A 14,393-nucleotide genomic window follows, 5' to 3' on the forward strand; every position below is an offset into this window, starting at 1 on the left:
AGGAAGATCACCTGATGCCCCAGCTCCTGGAACTGGCGCAGCTTATTAATAAGCACGGTGTGACCCAGATGCAGATCCGGAGCCGTTGGATCGAAGCCCGCCTTAATACGCAGCGGCTGGCCGCGCTTGAGCTTTTCAATCAGCTCGGACTCGACCAACAGTTCTTCCGCACCACGTTTGATCAGCGCTAGCTGCTCTTCAACCGACTTCATAACAGACCCGCAAGGCTCAGATTCAAAGGGAACCAACCATACAAGATCGCGCGTCAAATACAAGGTTTGCCCGGCGCACGGACGCCAATCCGCAGACAGGGTGTCTGCAGACTTGCTTCAGAGATGATTTGGTTATATTTTATACAGTTATTTCATCTTCATCATGTCATTCATCTTTTCCAATTCATCTTTTTCAAAGTCAAAACCACTTATGACCACAGAATCGTCTAAAGCGCCGCCGCTTTACCCGAAAACCCACTTGCTCGCAGCAAGTGGCATCGCCGCCCTTCTCAGCCTGGCGCTCCTGGTATTCCCTTCCAGCGATGTTGAAGCCAAAAAGACGACCCTCAGTCTTGAACTGGAAAGTCCTGCTGAACAACTGACACAAGATCAAGACGCTGCCGAAGCCGCTCAAGCCACAAATGAACCGGCAACATCTCCCTTCGCACAGATCGACAACAGTGCCGAGGACACTCAGGAAACCGCTCAAGCCGAGCCGGTACCAGCACCAGTACCGGCGGTAGAAGAAAAGAAACCGGCAAGCCACAGGGAAGTGATCGTGGCCAAGGGCGACACCCTTTCTACGCTGTTCGGGAAAGTCGGCCTGCCTGCCACCGCCGTGCATGAAATACTGGCCAGCGACAAGCAGGCCAAGCAGTTCAGCCAGCTCAAGCACGGGCAAAAACTCGAATTTGAACTGAGCCCCGAGGGACAGCTGACCAACTTGCACAGCAAGCTCAGCGACCTCGAAAGCATCAGCCTGACCAAGAACGACAAGGGCTACACGTTCAACCGCATCACTGCGAAACCGACCGTGCGCTCCGCTTACGTTCACGGCGTGATCAACAGTTCGCTGTCGCAGTCCGCGGCCCGCGCGGGCCTGTCTCACAGCCTGACCATGGACATGGCCAGCGTGTTTGGCTACGACGTCGACTTCGCCCAGGATATTCGCCAGGGCGACGAGTTCGACGTGATCTACGAACAAAAGGTGGTCAACGGCAAGGCTGTCGGCAACGGCCCGATCCTGTCGGCGCGCTTTACCAACCGCGGCAAGACCTACACCGCCGTGCGCTACACCAACAAACAAGGCAACAGCAGCTACTACACCGCCGACGGCAACAGCATGCGCAAGGCGTTCATCCGTACACCGGTGGACTTCGCCCGCATCAGCTCGAAATTTTCCATGGGGCGCAAACACCCGATCCTGAACAAGATCCGCGCCCACAAAGGCGTCGACTACGCCGCACCACGGGGCACGCCGATCAAGGCCGCCGGTGATGGCAAGGTCCTGCTGGCCGGTCGTCGTGGCGGCTACGGCAACACCGTGATCCTCCAGCACGGCAATACCTACACCACGCTGTACGGCCACATGCAAGGTTTCGCCAAAGGCGTGAAGACTGGCGGCACGGTGAAACAGGGCCAGGTGATTGGCTACATCGGCACCACCGGCCTCTCCACCGGCCCGCACTTGCACTACGAGTTCCAGGTCAATGGTGTGCACGTCGACCCGCTGGGCCAGAAACTGCCAATGGCCGATCCGATCGCCAAGGCTGAGCGCGCACGCTTCCTGGCCCAAAGCCAGCCGCTGATGGCGCGCATGGAACAGGAAAAAGCCACTCTGCTGGCTTCGAGCAAGCGTTAAGCATGGCGCTCTATATAGGTGTGATGTCCGGGACCAGCCTGGATGGCCTGGACATCGCATTGATCGAGCAAGCCCCGGCGATCAGGTTGATCGCCTCCCACTACATCCCGATGCCCGACACCCTGCGCGCCGAGCTTCTCGGCTTGTGCGCCAGCGGCCCGGACGAAATTGCCCGCTCCGCCATCGCCCAGCAGAACTGGGTGAAACTGGCAGCCCAAGGGATTCATGCCCTCCTCGCCCAGCAGCAACTGAAACCTGACGACATACGCGCGATCGGCAGCCATGGCCAGACCATACGCCACGAACCGGCTCGTGGTTTCACCGTGCAAATCGGCAACCCGGCCCTGCTGACGGAGCTGACCAGCATCACCGTGGTCAGCGATTTCCGCAGCCGCGACGTCGCTGCCGGCGGCCAAGGCGCACCACTGGTTCCGGCCTTTCACGAAGCCCTTTTTGAAGAGCAGGCGGGCAATCGCGCAGTGCTTAACGTTGGCGGCTTCAGCAATCTCAGCCTTATCGAGCCCGGCAAGCCGGTTGCCGGTTTCGACTGCGGCCCGGGCAACGTGCTGCTGGACGCCTGGATTCATCAGCAACGCGGCGACCACTTTGACCGTGACGGCCAATGGGCTGCCAGTGGCAAGGTTCAACCGATGCTGCTTACTGCGCTGCTCAGTGATCCGTTCTTTGTGACCAAAGGCCCGAAGAGCACCGGCCGGGAAGTGTTCAACCTGCCATGGCTGACACAGCATCTGGCGAACCTGCCAGCCTTCACTGCCGAAGATGTTCAGGCGACGCTGCTTGAACTGACCGCGTTGACCATCGTCGAATCACTGCAAAGCGCCCAGGCAGATACGCAACAACTGCTGGTCTGTGGCGGAGGTGCCCATAACTCCACGTTGATGAATCGCCTGGCCAACCTGCTGCCAAACGCCAGTGTCGGCAGCACCGCCACTTACGGCGTAGACCCCGACTGGGTTGAAGCCATGGCCTTTGCGTGGCTGGCTCATTGCTGCCTCGAAGGCATCGCGGCCAACCGTCCAAGCGTTACCGGCGCTCGTGGCTTGCGCGTACTCGGCGCCATCTACCCCGCGTAAATCCTCCACACAGCAAAACGCCGCAAGACCCTGAGGCCCTGCGGCGTTTTGTGAAACCGGTGCGTTGATCAGATAGAGAACGAAGAACCGCAGCCACAAGTGGTGGTCGCATTCGGGTTCTTGATGACGAAGCGCGAACCTTCCAGACCTTCCTGGTAGTCCACTTCGGCACCTGCCAGATACTGGTAGCTCATCGGATCGACCACCAGACTCACACCTTCGCGCTCGACAATGGTATCGTCATCGGCCACTTCTTCATCGAAGGTAAAGCCGTACTGAAAACCTGAACAACCGCCGCCCGTAACGAATACGCGCAGCTTCAAGCGATCATTCCCCTCTTCATCGACCAGGCTCTTCACCTTGTGCGCGGCACCGTGGGTGAATTGCAAAGCCGTGGGGGTGAAGGATTCGACGCTCATGCTGACTATCTCCCGGCGTTACGCCGTCATATTGCGTGATGACGCGCATTATCCGCTTCTCCTAGAAAAGCGGTCAACTATTGTTATGGTATATCAGCCAATCGAATCGCCGGCCTGAAATGCAAAAAGGCCCGTCAGACGGGCCTTTTCCTGCGCGGGGTAAAGCCTTACGGCAACATGCCAGCGTGAGACAGGCCCAGACGCTCATCCAGCCCGAACAGAATGTTCATGTTCTGCACAGCCTGACCTGACGCGCCCTTGACCAGGTTATCGATCACCGACAGCACAACCACCAGATCGCCATCCTGAGGGCGATGCACCGCAATACGGCAGACGTTGGCACCCCGTACGCTACGAGTCTCCGGATGGCTGCCGGCCGGCATGACATCGACAAACGGCTCGTTGGCATAACGCTTTTCAAACAGCGCCTGCAGATCCACCGAGCGATCAACAACAGTGGCGTAGAGCGTCGAGTGAATGCCGCGAATCATCGGCGTCAGGTGTGGAACGAAGGTCAGGCCGACGTCCTTGCCTGCCGCACGACGCAACCCTTGGCGAATTTCCGGCAGGTGACGGTGACCTTTGACGGCATAGGCTTTCATGCTTTCCGACGTCTCGGAGTACAGCGAACCTACGGAAGCACCGCGACCGGCACCGCTGACACCGGATTTGCAGTCAGCAATCAGATGAGAAGCATCGGCCAGGCCGGCTTCGAGCAATGGCAGGAAACCCAATTGCGTTGCAGTCGGGTAGCAGCCCGGCACGGCAATCAGGCGCGCTTTCTTGATTTGCTCGCGATTGACTTCCGGCAGGCCGTAGACCGCCTCGTCCAGCAACTCCGGAGCGCCGTGTGGCTGGCCGTACCACTTGGCCCACTCATCCGCGTCCTGCAGACGGAAGTCGGCCGACAGGTCGATGACCTTGGTCCCGGCCGCCAGCAGCTCGCCCGCCAGGGCATGGGCAACACCGTGCGGCGTGGCGAAAAACACCACATCGCAGGCACCGAGGGTCTTGGTGTCCGGAACGCTGAACGCAAGGCCGTCGTAATGGCCTCGCAGGTTCGGGTACATGTCGGCCACGGCCAGGCCAGCCTCGGATCGGGAAGTGATGACAACCACTTCAGCTTGCGGATGTTGCGCCAAAAGACGCAGCAATTCGACACCGGTGTAACCCGTGCCGCCGACGATACCGACCTTGACCATAAACCTGCCCTCAACGAACCCACTGGAAAGCCGTCGATAATAGGGGCCGCGCGCCCCTGCGACAACCGTCAAGGTGACGTGCGGACGCTCAAGCCTCTACTATTCGGGCTACCGTGAATTGGGGAATAACCAAAAATGCTCTATCTGTGGCTCAAAGCGTTTCATATCGTCAGCGTCGTGTGCTGGTTTGCCGGCCTGTTCTACCTGCCACGACTGTTCGTTTATCACGCACAAAGTGAAGACACGATCAGCAAGGAACGCTTCAGCGTCATGGAGCGCAAGCTGTACCGCGGCATCATGGGGCCGGCGATGATCGCTACGCTGATCTTCGGCGGCTGGCTCGTCTACCTCAATCCAGGCATCTTCAGCCAGGGTGGCTGGATACACGCCAAGCTGACTTTGGTCGTGCTCCTGATCGGCTACCACCACATGTGCGGCGCGCAGGCAAAACGTTTTGCCCGTGGCGAAAACACCCGCAGCCATGTCTTTTTTCGCTGGTTCAATGAGGTACCGGTTCTGATATTGCTGGCAATCGTAATTCTGGTCGTCGTTCGGCCGTTCTAAACCCAACAGGCACAACTCACCGGGGTACTTCCAATGTCGCTGCCCGCTTTGCTCGAACAACGTTTGCGTCTGCCCGTGGTGGCTGCGCCGATGTTTCTGATTTCCAACCCGCAATTGGTACTCGCCTGCTGCCGCCAGGGCGTGGTCGGCAGCTTCCCGGCGCTGAATCAACGCGAAAGCAGCGGCTTCAAGGCCTGGCTGGAAGAAATCGAAGCCGGGCTGGCGACAATGGAAAACCCGGCGCCTTACGCCGTGAACCTGATTGTGCACAACAGCAATCCGCGCCTGCAGGCGGATTTGCAGATCTGCGTCGAACATAAGGTGCCCATCGTGATCACCAGCCTCGGCGCCGTGAAAGAAGTGGTCGACGCGGTTCATGGCTACGGCGGCCTGGTGTTCCATGATGTGACAACTCGTCGTCATGCCGAGAAAGCGGCCGAAGCCGGTGTCGATGGCTTGATCGCCGTGGCCGCCGGCGCCGGTGGCCACGCCGGGACCTGGAGCCCGTTCTCGCTGATTGCCGAAATCCGCCAGTTCTTCGACAAGACTTTATTACTGGCCGGCTGCCTGAACCACGGCCACGAAATTCTGGCCGCGCAACTGCTAGGCGCGGACCTGGCCTACTTTGGTACTCGATTTATCGGCACGACCGAAAGTCACGCGCCCGACGCCTACAAAGACATGCTGCTGACCTCCAAAGCGGCAGACATCATCCATACTCCAGCCGTGTCAGGCGTTCCTGCGAGTTTCATGCGCCAGAGCCTGGAAGCCGCCGGTTTCGACATGGCGGCGTTGCAAGGCAAGGGCGAGATCAACTTCGGCTCCAAGCTCAAACCTGTAAGCGATGAAGCCAAGGCCTGGAAAACCGTTTGGTCTGCCGGCCAGGGCGTGGGAGAAATCGAGGACTTGCCGAGTGTCGAGCAGTTGATTGCTCGTCTCGATGCGGAGTACCGCCAAGCCCTGGAGCATGCTGCCCAGTTACCCAAGCGCTGGCCGCGCTGACAAGCTTGGCCAGTCTTGCCCGACTGGCCTTACACTGGCCCGGACACAACATTCTTCTTTGAACCTCTCGCGACAAGGATGCCTCGCACATGGGCGAAAACCGTTTCAAGATCGTCTTCGAAGGAGGCTTGCTGCCGGGTGTCGATAGCACCACAGCAAAGCTCAATCTCGCCGAGCTGTTCAAAAGCGATGTCACGGCTATCGAGCGCCTGTTCAGCGGACGCCCGGTAGCACTCAAACGCAACCTGTCGCAAGCCGATGCCCAGACCTATCTCCAGGCACTGAGCAAAACCGGTATCGACGCCCGCATCGAAGCCGAAACGCCGATCGAGCTGAACCTCGCCGAAGTTCATGACCATACCCCGGCCAGCAGCCAAACCACCTCGGCAGATCCGCAGTCCCCTTACGCCCCGCCTCGCGCCCCCGTCGGCGAAGCCGTGGCGCAGTTCGCCACCCTCCAGCCATTCAGTTTCGATGGCCGTATCGGCCGTTTGCGTTATCTCGCCTGGACGCTGGTACTGACACTCGTACTCATGACTGTTTGCGGGGTGTTTGCCTTGATCGCCCTGGCTCTCATCGGCGCGGACTCGACCGCCGGCCTGATATTGGGCAGCTTGCTGGCCTTTATCCTGTTTGTCGGATTTGCCTTCGTCAGCATCCAGATCACCGTTCAACGTTTGCACGATGCTGGCTGGTCTGGCTGGCTATGGTTGCTGAACCTGGTGCCGTTTGTTGGCAGCTTCTTTCCGTTTGTGATCATGGCCGTACCGGGTAACGAAACTGCCAACCGCTACGGCCCAGCACCTCCGCCGAACAGTGCCGCAGTCAAGGTTTTGTCTTCGCTGTGGCTGGTCGTTATCGCGCTGATTCTGTTCGGCTCGCTGGCCGGCGGTCTCACGGCGATACGCGAAGGATACGAAAACGCCGCCCAGAGCAGCTACGACAGCAGTTCGGTTATCACCGATGAAATCGATGTCGAAGTCGAACCGGTGCCTAATTCCACCGACGATGCAGCCGAAGAGGCCCGCCCCCCTGTAGACTCTGCGAAAGAATGAACAGCGCTCCTGGCCCGTGACACCTGCGTCGCGGCGCGGAGCTGTTGCGATGGAGAACTGCATGACCCGTTACGCTCTGATCACTGGTGCCTCCAGCGGCATCGGCCTGGCAATGGCCGAAGCGCTGGCCCGCCGCGGCCGCAGCCTCATATTGGTGGCCCGACAACGTGATCAGCTGGAAAGCATTGCGATTGAACTGACCCAAAGGTTCGGCGTGGAAGTGTTGTTCCGAGCCTGTGACCTGGGCGAGCCGCTGCGCCTGTCCGGCTTCCTGCTGGAACTGGAAGAAGGCGACCGGCAGATCGATCTGCTGGTCAACTGCGCCGGCATCGGCACATGCGGCCCGTTTCTGGCACAGGACTGGATGACCGAGCAGGACCTGATCGAGGTCAACATCCTCGCCCTCACCCGCCTGTGCCACGCCATCGGCAACAGCATGGCCCTGCAAGGCGGCGGGCAGATTCTGAATGTGGCCTCGGTGGCGGCATTCCAACCGGGGCCGTGGATGAGTACCTATTACGCCAGCAAGGCGTATGTGCTGCACTTTTCCGAAGGATTGCGCGTCGAGCTGAAAAAGTGCGCGGTCAAGGTTTCCGTACTCTGCCCCGGGCCGACCCGCACGGCGTTTTTCCGTACCGCCCAACTCAACAGCGACAAGCTGACCGGCAGCAAGCTATTGATGAGCCCCGAGGAAGTGGCGCTCTATACCGTGCGCGCGCTGGAAAAGAATAAAGCGATCATCATTCCGGGGCGGCGCAACCGCTGGTTCGCCTTCCTGCCAAGGCTCGGCTCACGCTGGCTGACCCGTACAATCGCCGGCATGGTCAACAAGGCCTACTGCCCGCGCTGATCCAACTCAAGGTAAAAGGCTGGGCGCTGGCATAAGCCATGAGTACACTCAGGCCAGCCCAAACAACGGAGAAAACAGCTGTGGATACTCTGTTCACCAAGATCATCAACCGGGAAATCCCGGCGAAGATCATTTACGAGGACGACCAGGTACTGGCCTTCCACGACATTGCCCCACAGGCACCGGTACATTTTCTGGTGATCCCGAAGAAACCGGTTCGCACCTTGAACGACCTGACCGAGGACGACAAGGCACTGGCCGGACACATTCTATTCACCGCCCAGCGCCTGGCACTGGAACTGGGCTGCGAAAAAGGCTTCCGCGTGGTCATGAACTGCAATGAAGAAGGCGGGCAAACCGTCTACCACATTCATATGCACGTGCTGGGTCAGCGCCAGATGCACTGGCCGCCGGGCTGATTGCAGCAAACCCGTTGGGAACGGCGCAGCGTCGCTCCCATTGGGGCATCACAGCATTGTCATCACACCTGCATCACAATGACCCAGCGCAAACCTTCCCCGGCCGATTGGGTTAAACTGGCCGCCGAAATTCCCCCCGGAGGTCAGCATGACTACCCAACGTCACTACTCGCCGATTGACCGCCTGCTGCTGCAAGCCGATGCCGCGATGCGCACCCTGCTGCCCTTCAGCGGCCAGCCGTACCGCCCGTCGCCTGCCATTGTGCAGCCCGACGTGAAGATGAGCGACGAAGACACGCGCCACGTTGCCGGCCTGATGCGCATCAACCATACCGGCGAAGTCTGCGCCCAGGCCCTGTATCAGGGTCAGGCGCTGACGGCCAAGCTGCCGCAAGTGCGTGCCGCCATGGAGCATGCCGCCGAAGAAGAAGTCGATCACCTGGTCTGGTGCGAACAGCGCATTCACCAGTTGGGCAGCCACACCAGCATCCTCAACCCGCTGTTTTATGGCATGTCGTTCGGGATCGGCGCAGTGGCCGGCCTGATCAGCGACAAAGTCAGCCTGGGGTTCGTGGCGGCGACGGAAGATCAGGTCTGCAAACACCTGAACGAACACCTGGAACAACTGCCGGCCGAGGATGAGAAGTCCCGGGCGATTCTCGAGCAGATGCGTATCGATGAAGAACAGCATGCCGAAAGCGCACTGGAGGCCGGCGGGTTCCGGTTTCCGGCGCCAGTGAAATTCGGGATGAGTTTGATGGCCAAGGTGATGACCAAGAGTACTTATCGCATCTGACTTTTGCGCAGTCAGACAGGGCCTCTTCGCGGGCAAGCCCGCTCCCACAGGGGATTTGCGGCAGACATGAAAAAGGCGACCGAAGTCGCCTTTTTTTGTGCTCGCGGTTCTTAGTTCGGCATGTTGCGCGCGTAGAAGATCTCGAGCATTTCGTGTTTCACACGATCGGTCACCTGGGCGCGTTGCTCAGAAGACAGGTTGCTGGTGGCGTCACCGAACAGGTAGTTATCCAGTTCGAAGTTCTTCAGCAGCATCTTGGTGTGGAACAGGTTTTCCTGGTACACGTTCACGTCGGTCATCTGGTACGCGTCGCGGGTGTCTTCGGAGAGGTAGTTCTGGATCGAGTTGATCTCATGATCGATGAAGTGCTTTTTACCTTCAACGTCACGGGTGAAGCCGCGCACACGGTAGTCCACGGTCACGATGTCCGAATCGAACTGGTGAATCAGGAAGTTGAGCGCTTTAAGCGGTGAAATGACCCCGCAAGTCGACACGTCGATATCCACACGGAAGGTCGCAATACCGTCGTCCGGATGGATTTCCGGGTAGGTGTGCACCGTGATGTGGCTCTTGTCGAGGTGGGCCAGGATGATTTCGGGCAATGGGCCCGGGGATTCTTCGATCTGGCTTTCAGTCGGGGTCACCGGCTCTTCCGAGATCAGAATCGTGACGCTGGCGCCCTGTGGCTCATAGTCCTGACTGGCAATGTTCAGGATGTTGGCACCAATGATATCGACAACTTCCGTGAGGATCTGCGTCAGGCGCTTGGCGTTGTACTCTTTATTGATGTACTCGACGTAGGCCTGTTGGTCTTGCGGGGTTTCCGCGTAGCAGATGTCATAGATGTTGAAGCTCAAGGTCTTTGTCAGGTTATTGAACCCGTGGAGCTTGAGTTTGCTTTTCACCGTTAAAAACTCTCTATGTGTTTGCGGCCCGGCCGCGTGATCAAGCATGCCCGTCAGATGCGAACAACGCACCTGCGTAGGACGGTTAACACCTCTTCGCGATGGCGATTTTGGTTGTCTGTTCGGGTGCGAGGCCTGTCGGCTGACAGGCCACTACCCTGAAAAAAGTGGCGCATTATGCAGACGTCAGCAAGGGATCGCCAGAGTCTGCACTGCTTTTATGATAGTTGAATGTCGATTCAACCGAGCTCGATGATTTCGTAGTCGTGGGTAATCTCGACACCGGCCGCGCCCAGCATGATCGAGGCCGAGCAATACTTCTCGGCGGACAGCTCGATAGCACGCTTGACCTGGGCTTCTTTCAAGCCACGGCCCTTGACCACGAAGTGCATGTGGATCTTGGTGAACACCTTTGGATCTTCGGTCGCTCGCTCGGCTTCAAGGAAGGCTTCGCAGCTCTCGACCGCCTGGCGGGATTTCTTGAGGATGCTGACCACGTCGAAATTGCTGCAACCGCCGACACCCAGCAGCAGCATTTCCATCGGCCGGACACCCAGGTTACGTCCGCCGGCATCGGGCGGACCGTCCATGACCACGACATGACCGCTACCGGATTCGCCGAGGAACATGGCTTCGCCAGCCCATTGGATGCGTGCCTTCATCGCCAAGACTCCACTGTATAAAAAAGGGTCGCCAGCTTAGCACAGCCCCCGTGATTGACAGCGCCCGGCGTCCTGGGACATATCCTACGACCCTGTAGGTAAATGCTCGAATATTTCAGGAAGTGTCTGGTAAGCTGACGCCAATCCAATGGCGCATGGCCAGCTTCACTCCAGCTTTCGCTATTCATAAAAACCAAACACACCGTGCAGTCTTTTCGGGATACAACCATGGTTGCTATTGCCCCCACCCCCAGGATCAAAAACCTCGACAAGCTGTTGATGCATTGCCAGCGCCGCCGCTATCAGGCCAAGAGCAACATCATTTGTGCCGGCGACCGCTCGGAAACGCTGTTCTTCATCATCAAAGGCTCAGTCACCATCCTGATCGAGGATGACGACGGACGGGAAATGATCATCTCCTACCTGAACGCCGGGGACTTTTTCGGTGAGCTCGGCCTGTTTGAGCAAGCCGGCCTGGAACAGGAGCGCAGCGCCTGGGTGCGGGCCAAGGTCGAATGTGAAGTTGCGGAAATCAGCTACGCAAAATTCCGCGAGTTGTCTCAGCAGGATCCGGATATTCTTTACGTCCTCAGCGGACAAATCGCACAGCGCCTGCGCAATACCACGCGCAAGGTGGGTGACCTGGCATTTTTTGACGTGACCGGCCGTGTTGCTCGCTGCCTGCTGGAGCTGTGCAAACAGCCAGACGCCATGACTCACCCCGACGGGATGCAGATCAAGGTGACCCGTCAGGAAATCGGGCGGATTGTCGGTTGTTCCCGGGAGATGGTCGGTCGTGTGCTCAAGGATCTGGAAGAGCGCAACCTGGTGGACGTCAAAGGCAAGACCATGGTGGTCTTCGGTACGCGATAAGCTCGAAAACCTAGCTGCTGAACATCTGCGCCAGCATCAACCGGTAGAGTTCGTCGAGACGTGCCAGCGCATGGGGCGCGGCGAACTTCTCATGCAGCGCAATGTGGCTTTCGGCGCGTACTCGTTGTTCCAGGCCGCAGGCCTCGTTGAAAACATTGACCGCTGCGACCATCGATTCCCGCTCGTTATCCACCAGCATCGCGCCATGTACCAGCCCCACCGGACGCTGCCCACCCTGACTCTGGCGCCAGCGCTGGGCGGTACCGACCATCTTGCGTCCATCGAGATTGACGTTGAAGCGACCGTCACAGAATGCGCCTTCGATTTCACCCAGGGACGAAGTACCGCCCAGTTCATCCAGCAACTGGCAAATCGGGTCGCACAGACGACGATAACCGGATTCGATGCGATTCAGATCCCCTTCGCTGCGGGGAGGCGCATAAACCAGTGCGATGTTGATCGTGGTGGCCGATTGCGGTACCGGCTCGCCACCGGTATCGCGCAACAACACGGGCCAACCCGCTGCCGCCGAGACCTCACAGGCGGCTTCGAAGCCTGGTAATCGATTCAAACGACGCGGCATCACCAATGCCTGATCGCTCGGCTGCCAGAACAACAGACCGAACTCCCCATTGCCGGCACAGACCGACGCCAGCAAATCCTGCTCGGCTTGCAGGCCGGCTTCGATGGTCATGGAGGTGGGCAACGACATAGGCGACTCCGGCAGACATGAGGTCTTTAGGGAATTTGAGGGCCTCATCGCGGGCAAGCCCGCTCCCACAGGGAATCGGGTTGCCTGCAATGGCGGGGGTCAGTCGAGAGTTGAGCCGCTGACAGGCAGACCGCGCTCGGGGAAGAACAGACGCTGCAACTCGGTGCCCGGGCTTTCGGCGCGCATGAACGCCTCACCGACCAGGAACGCATAGACTTCGCTGATTTCCATCAGTTCGACATCGGCGCGGTTGAGAATGCCGCTCTCGGTGATGACCAGACGATCACGCGGAATACGCGGCAGCAGATCCAAGGTGGTTTCCAGGCTGACTTCGAAGGTGTGCAGGTTGCGGTTGTTCACACCCACCAGCGGAGTGTCGAGGGTTTTCAAGGCCCGCTCCAGCTCGTCACCGTCGTGAACTTCCACCAGCACGTCGAGGTTGACGCTTTTGGCCACGGCCGCCAGTTCGGCCATTTTCACGTCATCCAGCGCGGATACGATCAACAGCACGCAATCGGCGCCCAGGGCTCGGGCTTCGACGATCTGGTACGGATCGATCATGAAGTCCTTGCGGATAACCGGCAGCTGGCACGCCGCGCGGGCCTGCTGCAGGTAGGCATCGGCACCCTGGAAATAGTCGATGTCGGTGAGCACCGACAGGCAGGTCGCCCCGCCCTTCTCGTAGCTTCTGGCGATATCGGCGGGAACGAAGTTCTCGCGGATCACGCCTTTGCTCGGCGAGGCTTTCTTGATTTCGGCAATGACCGCCGGCTGCTTCAGCTTGGCCTGAGCCAGCAAGGCATTGGCAAAACCACGGGGTGCATCGGCCGCCTTGGCCAGACCTTCCAGCTCGGCGAGGCTGACACGAGCGCTGCGCTCAGCCACTTCCTCGACCTTGCGCGCCAGAATCTTTTCCAGAACCGTCGGTACACTCATCCCTCATTCTCCACTTTGAATACCGCGGTAAACGCACCCAGTTCCTCGAGCTTCTCCCGAGCGAGACCGGTGTGCAGCGCATCGTGCGCAAGTGCGACTCCCTCTTTCAAACTGCTGGCATGGTCGGCGGCGTACAGTGCGGCACCGGCATTGAGCATGATCATCTCGGCCGCTTTCTGACCGTTCTCGGTCTTGCGCTTGCCCAGGGCATCGCGAATCAACTCCAGGGACTCCGCCGGGCTATCCACCGCCAGGCCATGCAGGCTCTGGCTCTTCATGCCCAGGTCTTCCGGTTCGACCCAATACTCGGTGATCTGGTCGTTTTTCAGCTCCGCCACGAAGGTCGGTGCCGCCAGGCTGAATTCGTCCAGGCCATCCTTCGAATGCACCACCAGCACATGCTTGCTGCCCAGACGTTGCAACACTTCCGCCAGCGGCCGGCACAGGGCCTGGGTGAAAACGCCTACCACCTGATGCTTCACACCGGCCGGATTCGTAAGCGGGCCGAGCATGTTGAACAAGGTGCGCAAGCCCAGATCACGACGCGGGCCAGCGGCGTATTTCATCGCAGAGTGATGGGTCTGGGCAAACATGAAACCAATACCAACGTTGTCGATGCAACGCGCCACTTGCACCGGCGTCAGGTTCAGGTAGATGCCGGCCGCCTCCAGCAGATCGGCGCTGCCGCTCTTGCCCGACACCGCACGGTTGCCGTGTTTGGCGACCGTACAACCGGCCGCCGCAACCACGAAAGCGGAAGCGGTCGACACGTTGAAGATATTGGCGCCATCGCCGCCGGTGCCAACCACATCGACCACGCCGTCGAGGGTCTTGAGCTCGACCTTGTCCGCCAGCTCGCGCATCACCGACACCGCGCCGACGATCTCGTCAATGCTTTCGCTCTTCATGCGCATAGCCATCATGAACGCGCCAATCTGCGCGTCAGTGCATTGCCCGGTCATGATTTCGCGCATCACGTCGCGCATTTCTTCGGTGCTGAGGTCGAGCTGTTCGACGATACGGCCCAGGGCTGTCTTGATGTTCATGATG

17 protein-coding genes (1 of these 17 running past the window's edge) are annotated in these 14,393 nt (G+C 59.2%); 9 read left to right on the forward strand and 8 right to left on the reverse strand.

Translation table 11 applies throughout. The features are described from left to right. Window positions 1-212 carry the beginning of a tyrosine--tRNA ligase gene (tyrS, locus tag AB4O16_RS13575; protein ID WP_460158059.1) on the reverse strand. The gene continues 988 nt to the left of window position 1, outside the view, so 212 of the gene's 1,200 nt are visible here — the first part of the coding sequence; it begins with the start codon at window positions 210-212; its stop codon lies off the left edge, out of view. Window positions 213-423: 211 nt separating this feature from the next. On the opposite strand from tyrS, the gene AB4O16_RS13580 reads away from it, so the two are divergent. After that, entirely contained in the window at window positions 424-1,854 is a 1,431-nt protein-coding gene (locus tag AB4O16_RS13580) for a peptidoglycan DD-metalloendopeptidase family protein (protein ID WP_460157898.1), read from the forward strand. Window positions 1,855-1,856: 2 nt separating this feature from the next. Then, the gene (locus AB4O16_RS13585) at window positions 1,857-2,948 is read left to right on the forward strand and encodes an anhydro-N-acetylmuramic acid kinase (RefSeq protein WP_460157899.1); all 1,092 of its coding nucleotides are present in this window, start codon (window positions 1,857-1,859) and stop codon (window positions 2,946-2,948) included. A 68-nt stretch (window positions 2,949-3,016) separates the two neighbouring features. Here AB4O16_RS13585 and erpA read toward each other — a convergent pair whose 3' ends face one another. Both erpA and argC read right to left on the reverse strand, forming a co-directional pair. Further along, window positions 3,017-3,367: an iron-sulfur cluster insertion protein ErpA gene (gene erpA / locus AB4O16_RS13590; protein ID WP_027617200.1), complete on the reverse strand. Its 351-nt coding sequence runs from the start codon at window positions 3,365-3,367 to the stop codon at window positions 3,017-3,019. 167 nt (window positions 3,368-3,534) lie between these two features. Next, window positions 3,535-4,569: an N-acetyl-gamma-glutamyl-phosphate reductase gene (argC, locus tag AB4O16_RS13595; protein WP_160388378.1), complete on the reverse strand. Its 1,035-nt coding sequence runs from the start codon at window positions 4,567-4,569 to the stop codon at window positions 3,535-3,537. Between the two features lie 135 nt (window positions 4,570-4,704). On the opposite strand from argC, the gene hemJ reads away from it, so the two are divergent. The 6 genes from hemJ to coq7 all read left to right on the forward strand — a co-directional run bounded on the left by hemJ (window position 4,705) and on the right by coq7 (window position 9,255). Next, complete coding sequence (hemJ, locus tag AB4O16_RS13600; protein WP_460157900.1) at window positions 4,705-5,133, forward strand: protoporphyrinogen oxidase HemJ; 429 nt, start codon at window positions 4,705-4,707, stop codon at window positions 5,131-5,133. Window positions 5,134-5,166: 33 nt separating this feature from the next. After that, window positions 5,167-6,135 carry an NAD(P)H-dependent flavin oxidoreductase gene (locus tag AB4O16_RS13605; RefSeq protein ID WP_160388380.1) on the forward strand — a complete coding sequence of 323 codons (969 nt, stop codon included), beginning with the start codon at window positions 5,167-5,169 and terminating at the stop codon, window positions 6,133-6,135. 89 nt (window positions 6,136-6,224) lie between these two features. Further along, complete coding sequence (locus AB4O16_RS13610; RefSeq protein WP_460157901.1) at window positions 6,225-7,190, forward strand: DUF805 domain-containing protein; 966 nt, start codon at window positions 6,225-6,227, stop codon at window positions 7,188-7,190. A gap of 61 nt (window positions 7,191-7,251) precedes the next feature. Then, window positions 7,252-8,040, forward strand: a complete 789-nt coding sequence (locus tag AB4O16_RS13615) for an SDR family NAD(P)-dependent oxidoreductase (RefSeq protein ID WP_460157902.1) — start codon at window positions 7,252-7,254, stop codon at window positions 8,038-8,040. 80 nt (window positions 8,041-8,120) lie between these two features. Continuing rightward, window positions 8,121-8,459, forward strand: a complete 339-nt coding sequence (locus AB4O16_RS13620; RefSeq protein WP_008027110.1) for a histidine triad nucleotide-binding protein — start codon at window positions 8,121-8,123, stop codon at window positions 8,457-8,459. A gap of 148 nt (window positions 8,460-8,607) precedes the next feature. After that, entirely contained in the window at window positions 8,608-9,255 is a 648-nt protein-coding gene (coq7, locus tag AB4O16_RS13625) for a 2-polyprenyl-3-methyl-6-methoxy-1,4-benzoquinone monooxygenase (RefSeq protein ID WP_160388383.1), read from the forward strand. A 110-nt stretch (window positions 9,256-9,365) separates the two neighbouring features. On the opposite strand, the gene speD is transcribed toward coq7, so the two are convergent. Both speD and AB4O16_RS13635 read right to left on the reverse strand, forming a co-directional pair. Then, window positions 9,366-10,160: an adenosylmethionine decarboxylase gene (speD, locus tag AB4O16_RS13630; protein ID WP_160388384.1), complete on the reverse strand. Its 795-nt coding sequence runs from the start codon at window positions 10,158-10,160 to the stop codon at window positions 9,366-9,368. 239 nt (window positions 10,161-10,399) lie between these two features. Then, the gene (locus tag AB4O16_RS13635) at window positions 10,400-10,822 is read right to left on the reverse strand and encodes an OsmC family protein (protein ID WP_008061600.1); all 423 of its coding nucleotides are present in this window, start codon (window positions 10,820-10,822) and stop codon (window positions 10,400-10,402) included. 228 nt (window positions 10,823-11,050) lie between these two features. Between AB4O16_RS13635 and crp the strand changes: the two genes are divergently transcribed. Then, window positions 11,051-11,695: a cAMP-activated global transcriptional regulator CRP gene (crp, locus tag AB4O16_RS13640; protein WP_150719237.1), complete on the forward strand. Its 645-nt coding sequence runs from the start codon at window positions 11,051-11,053 to the stop codon at window positions 11,693-11,695. A 10-nt stretch (window positions 11,696-11,705) separates the two neighbouring features. Here crp and AB4O16_RS13645 read toward each other — a convergent pair whose 3' ends face one another. The 3 genes from AB4O16_RS13645 to trpD form a co-directional block, all read right to left on the reverse strand. Further along, window positions 11,706-12,407, reverse strand: coding sequence for a lipoate--protein ligase family protein (locus AB4O16_RS13645; protein ID WP_460157903.1), 702 nt, complete (start codon window positions 12,405-12,407; stop codon window positions 11,706-11,708). A 99-nt stretch (window positions 12,408-12,506) separates the two neighbouring features. Beyond that, complete coding sequence (trpC, locus tag AB4O16_RS13650; RefSeq protein WP_460157904.1) at window positions 12,507-13,343, reverse strand: indole-3-glycerol phosphate synthase TrpC; 837 nt, start codon at window positions 13,341-13,343, stop codon at window positions 12,507-12,509. Then, entirely contained in the window at window positions 13,340-14,389 is a 1,050-nt protein-coding gene (gene trpD, locus AB4O16_RS13655; RefSeq protein ID WP_460157905.1) for an anthranilate phosphoribosyltransferase, read from the reverse strand. Before trpD ends, trpC begins: the two co-directional genes overlap by 4 nt. Window positions 14,390-14,393 lie beyond the last annotated feature (4 nt).

The sequence above is a fragment of the Pseudomonas sp. S2_H10 genome (assembly GCF_054668285.1).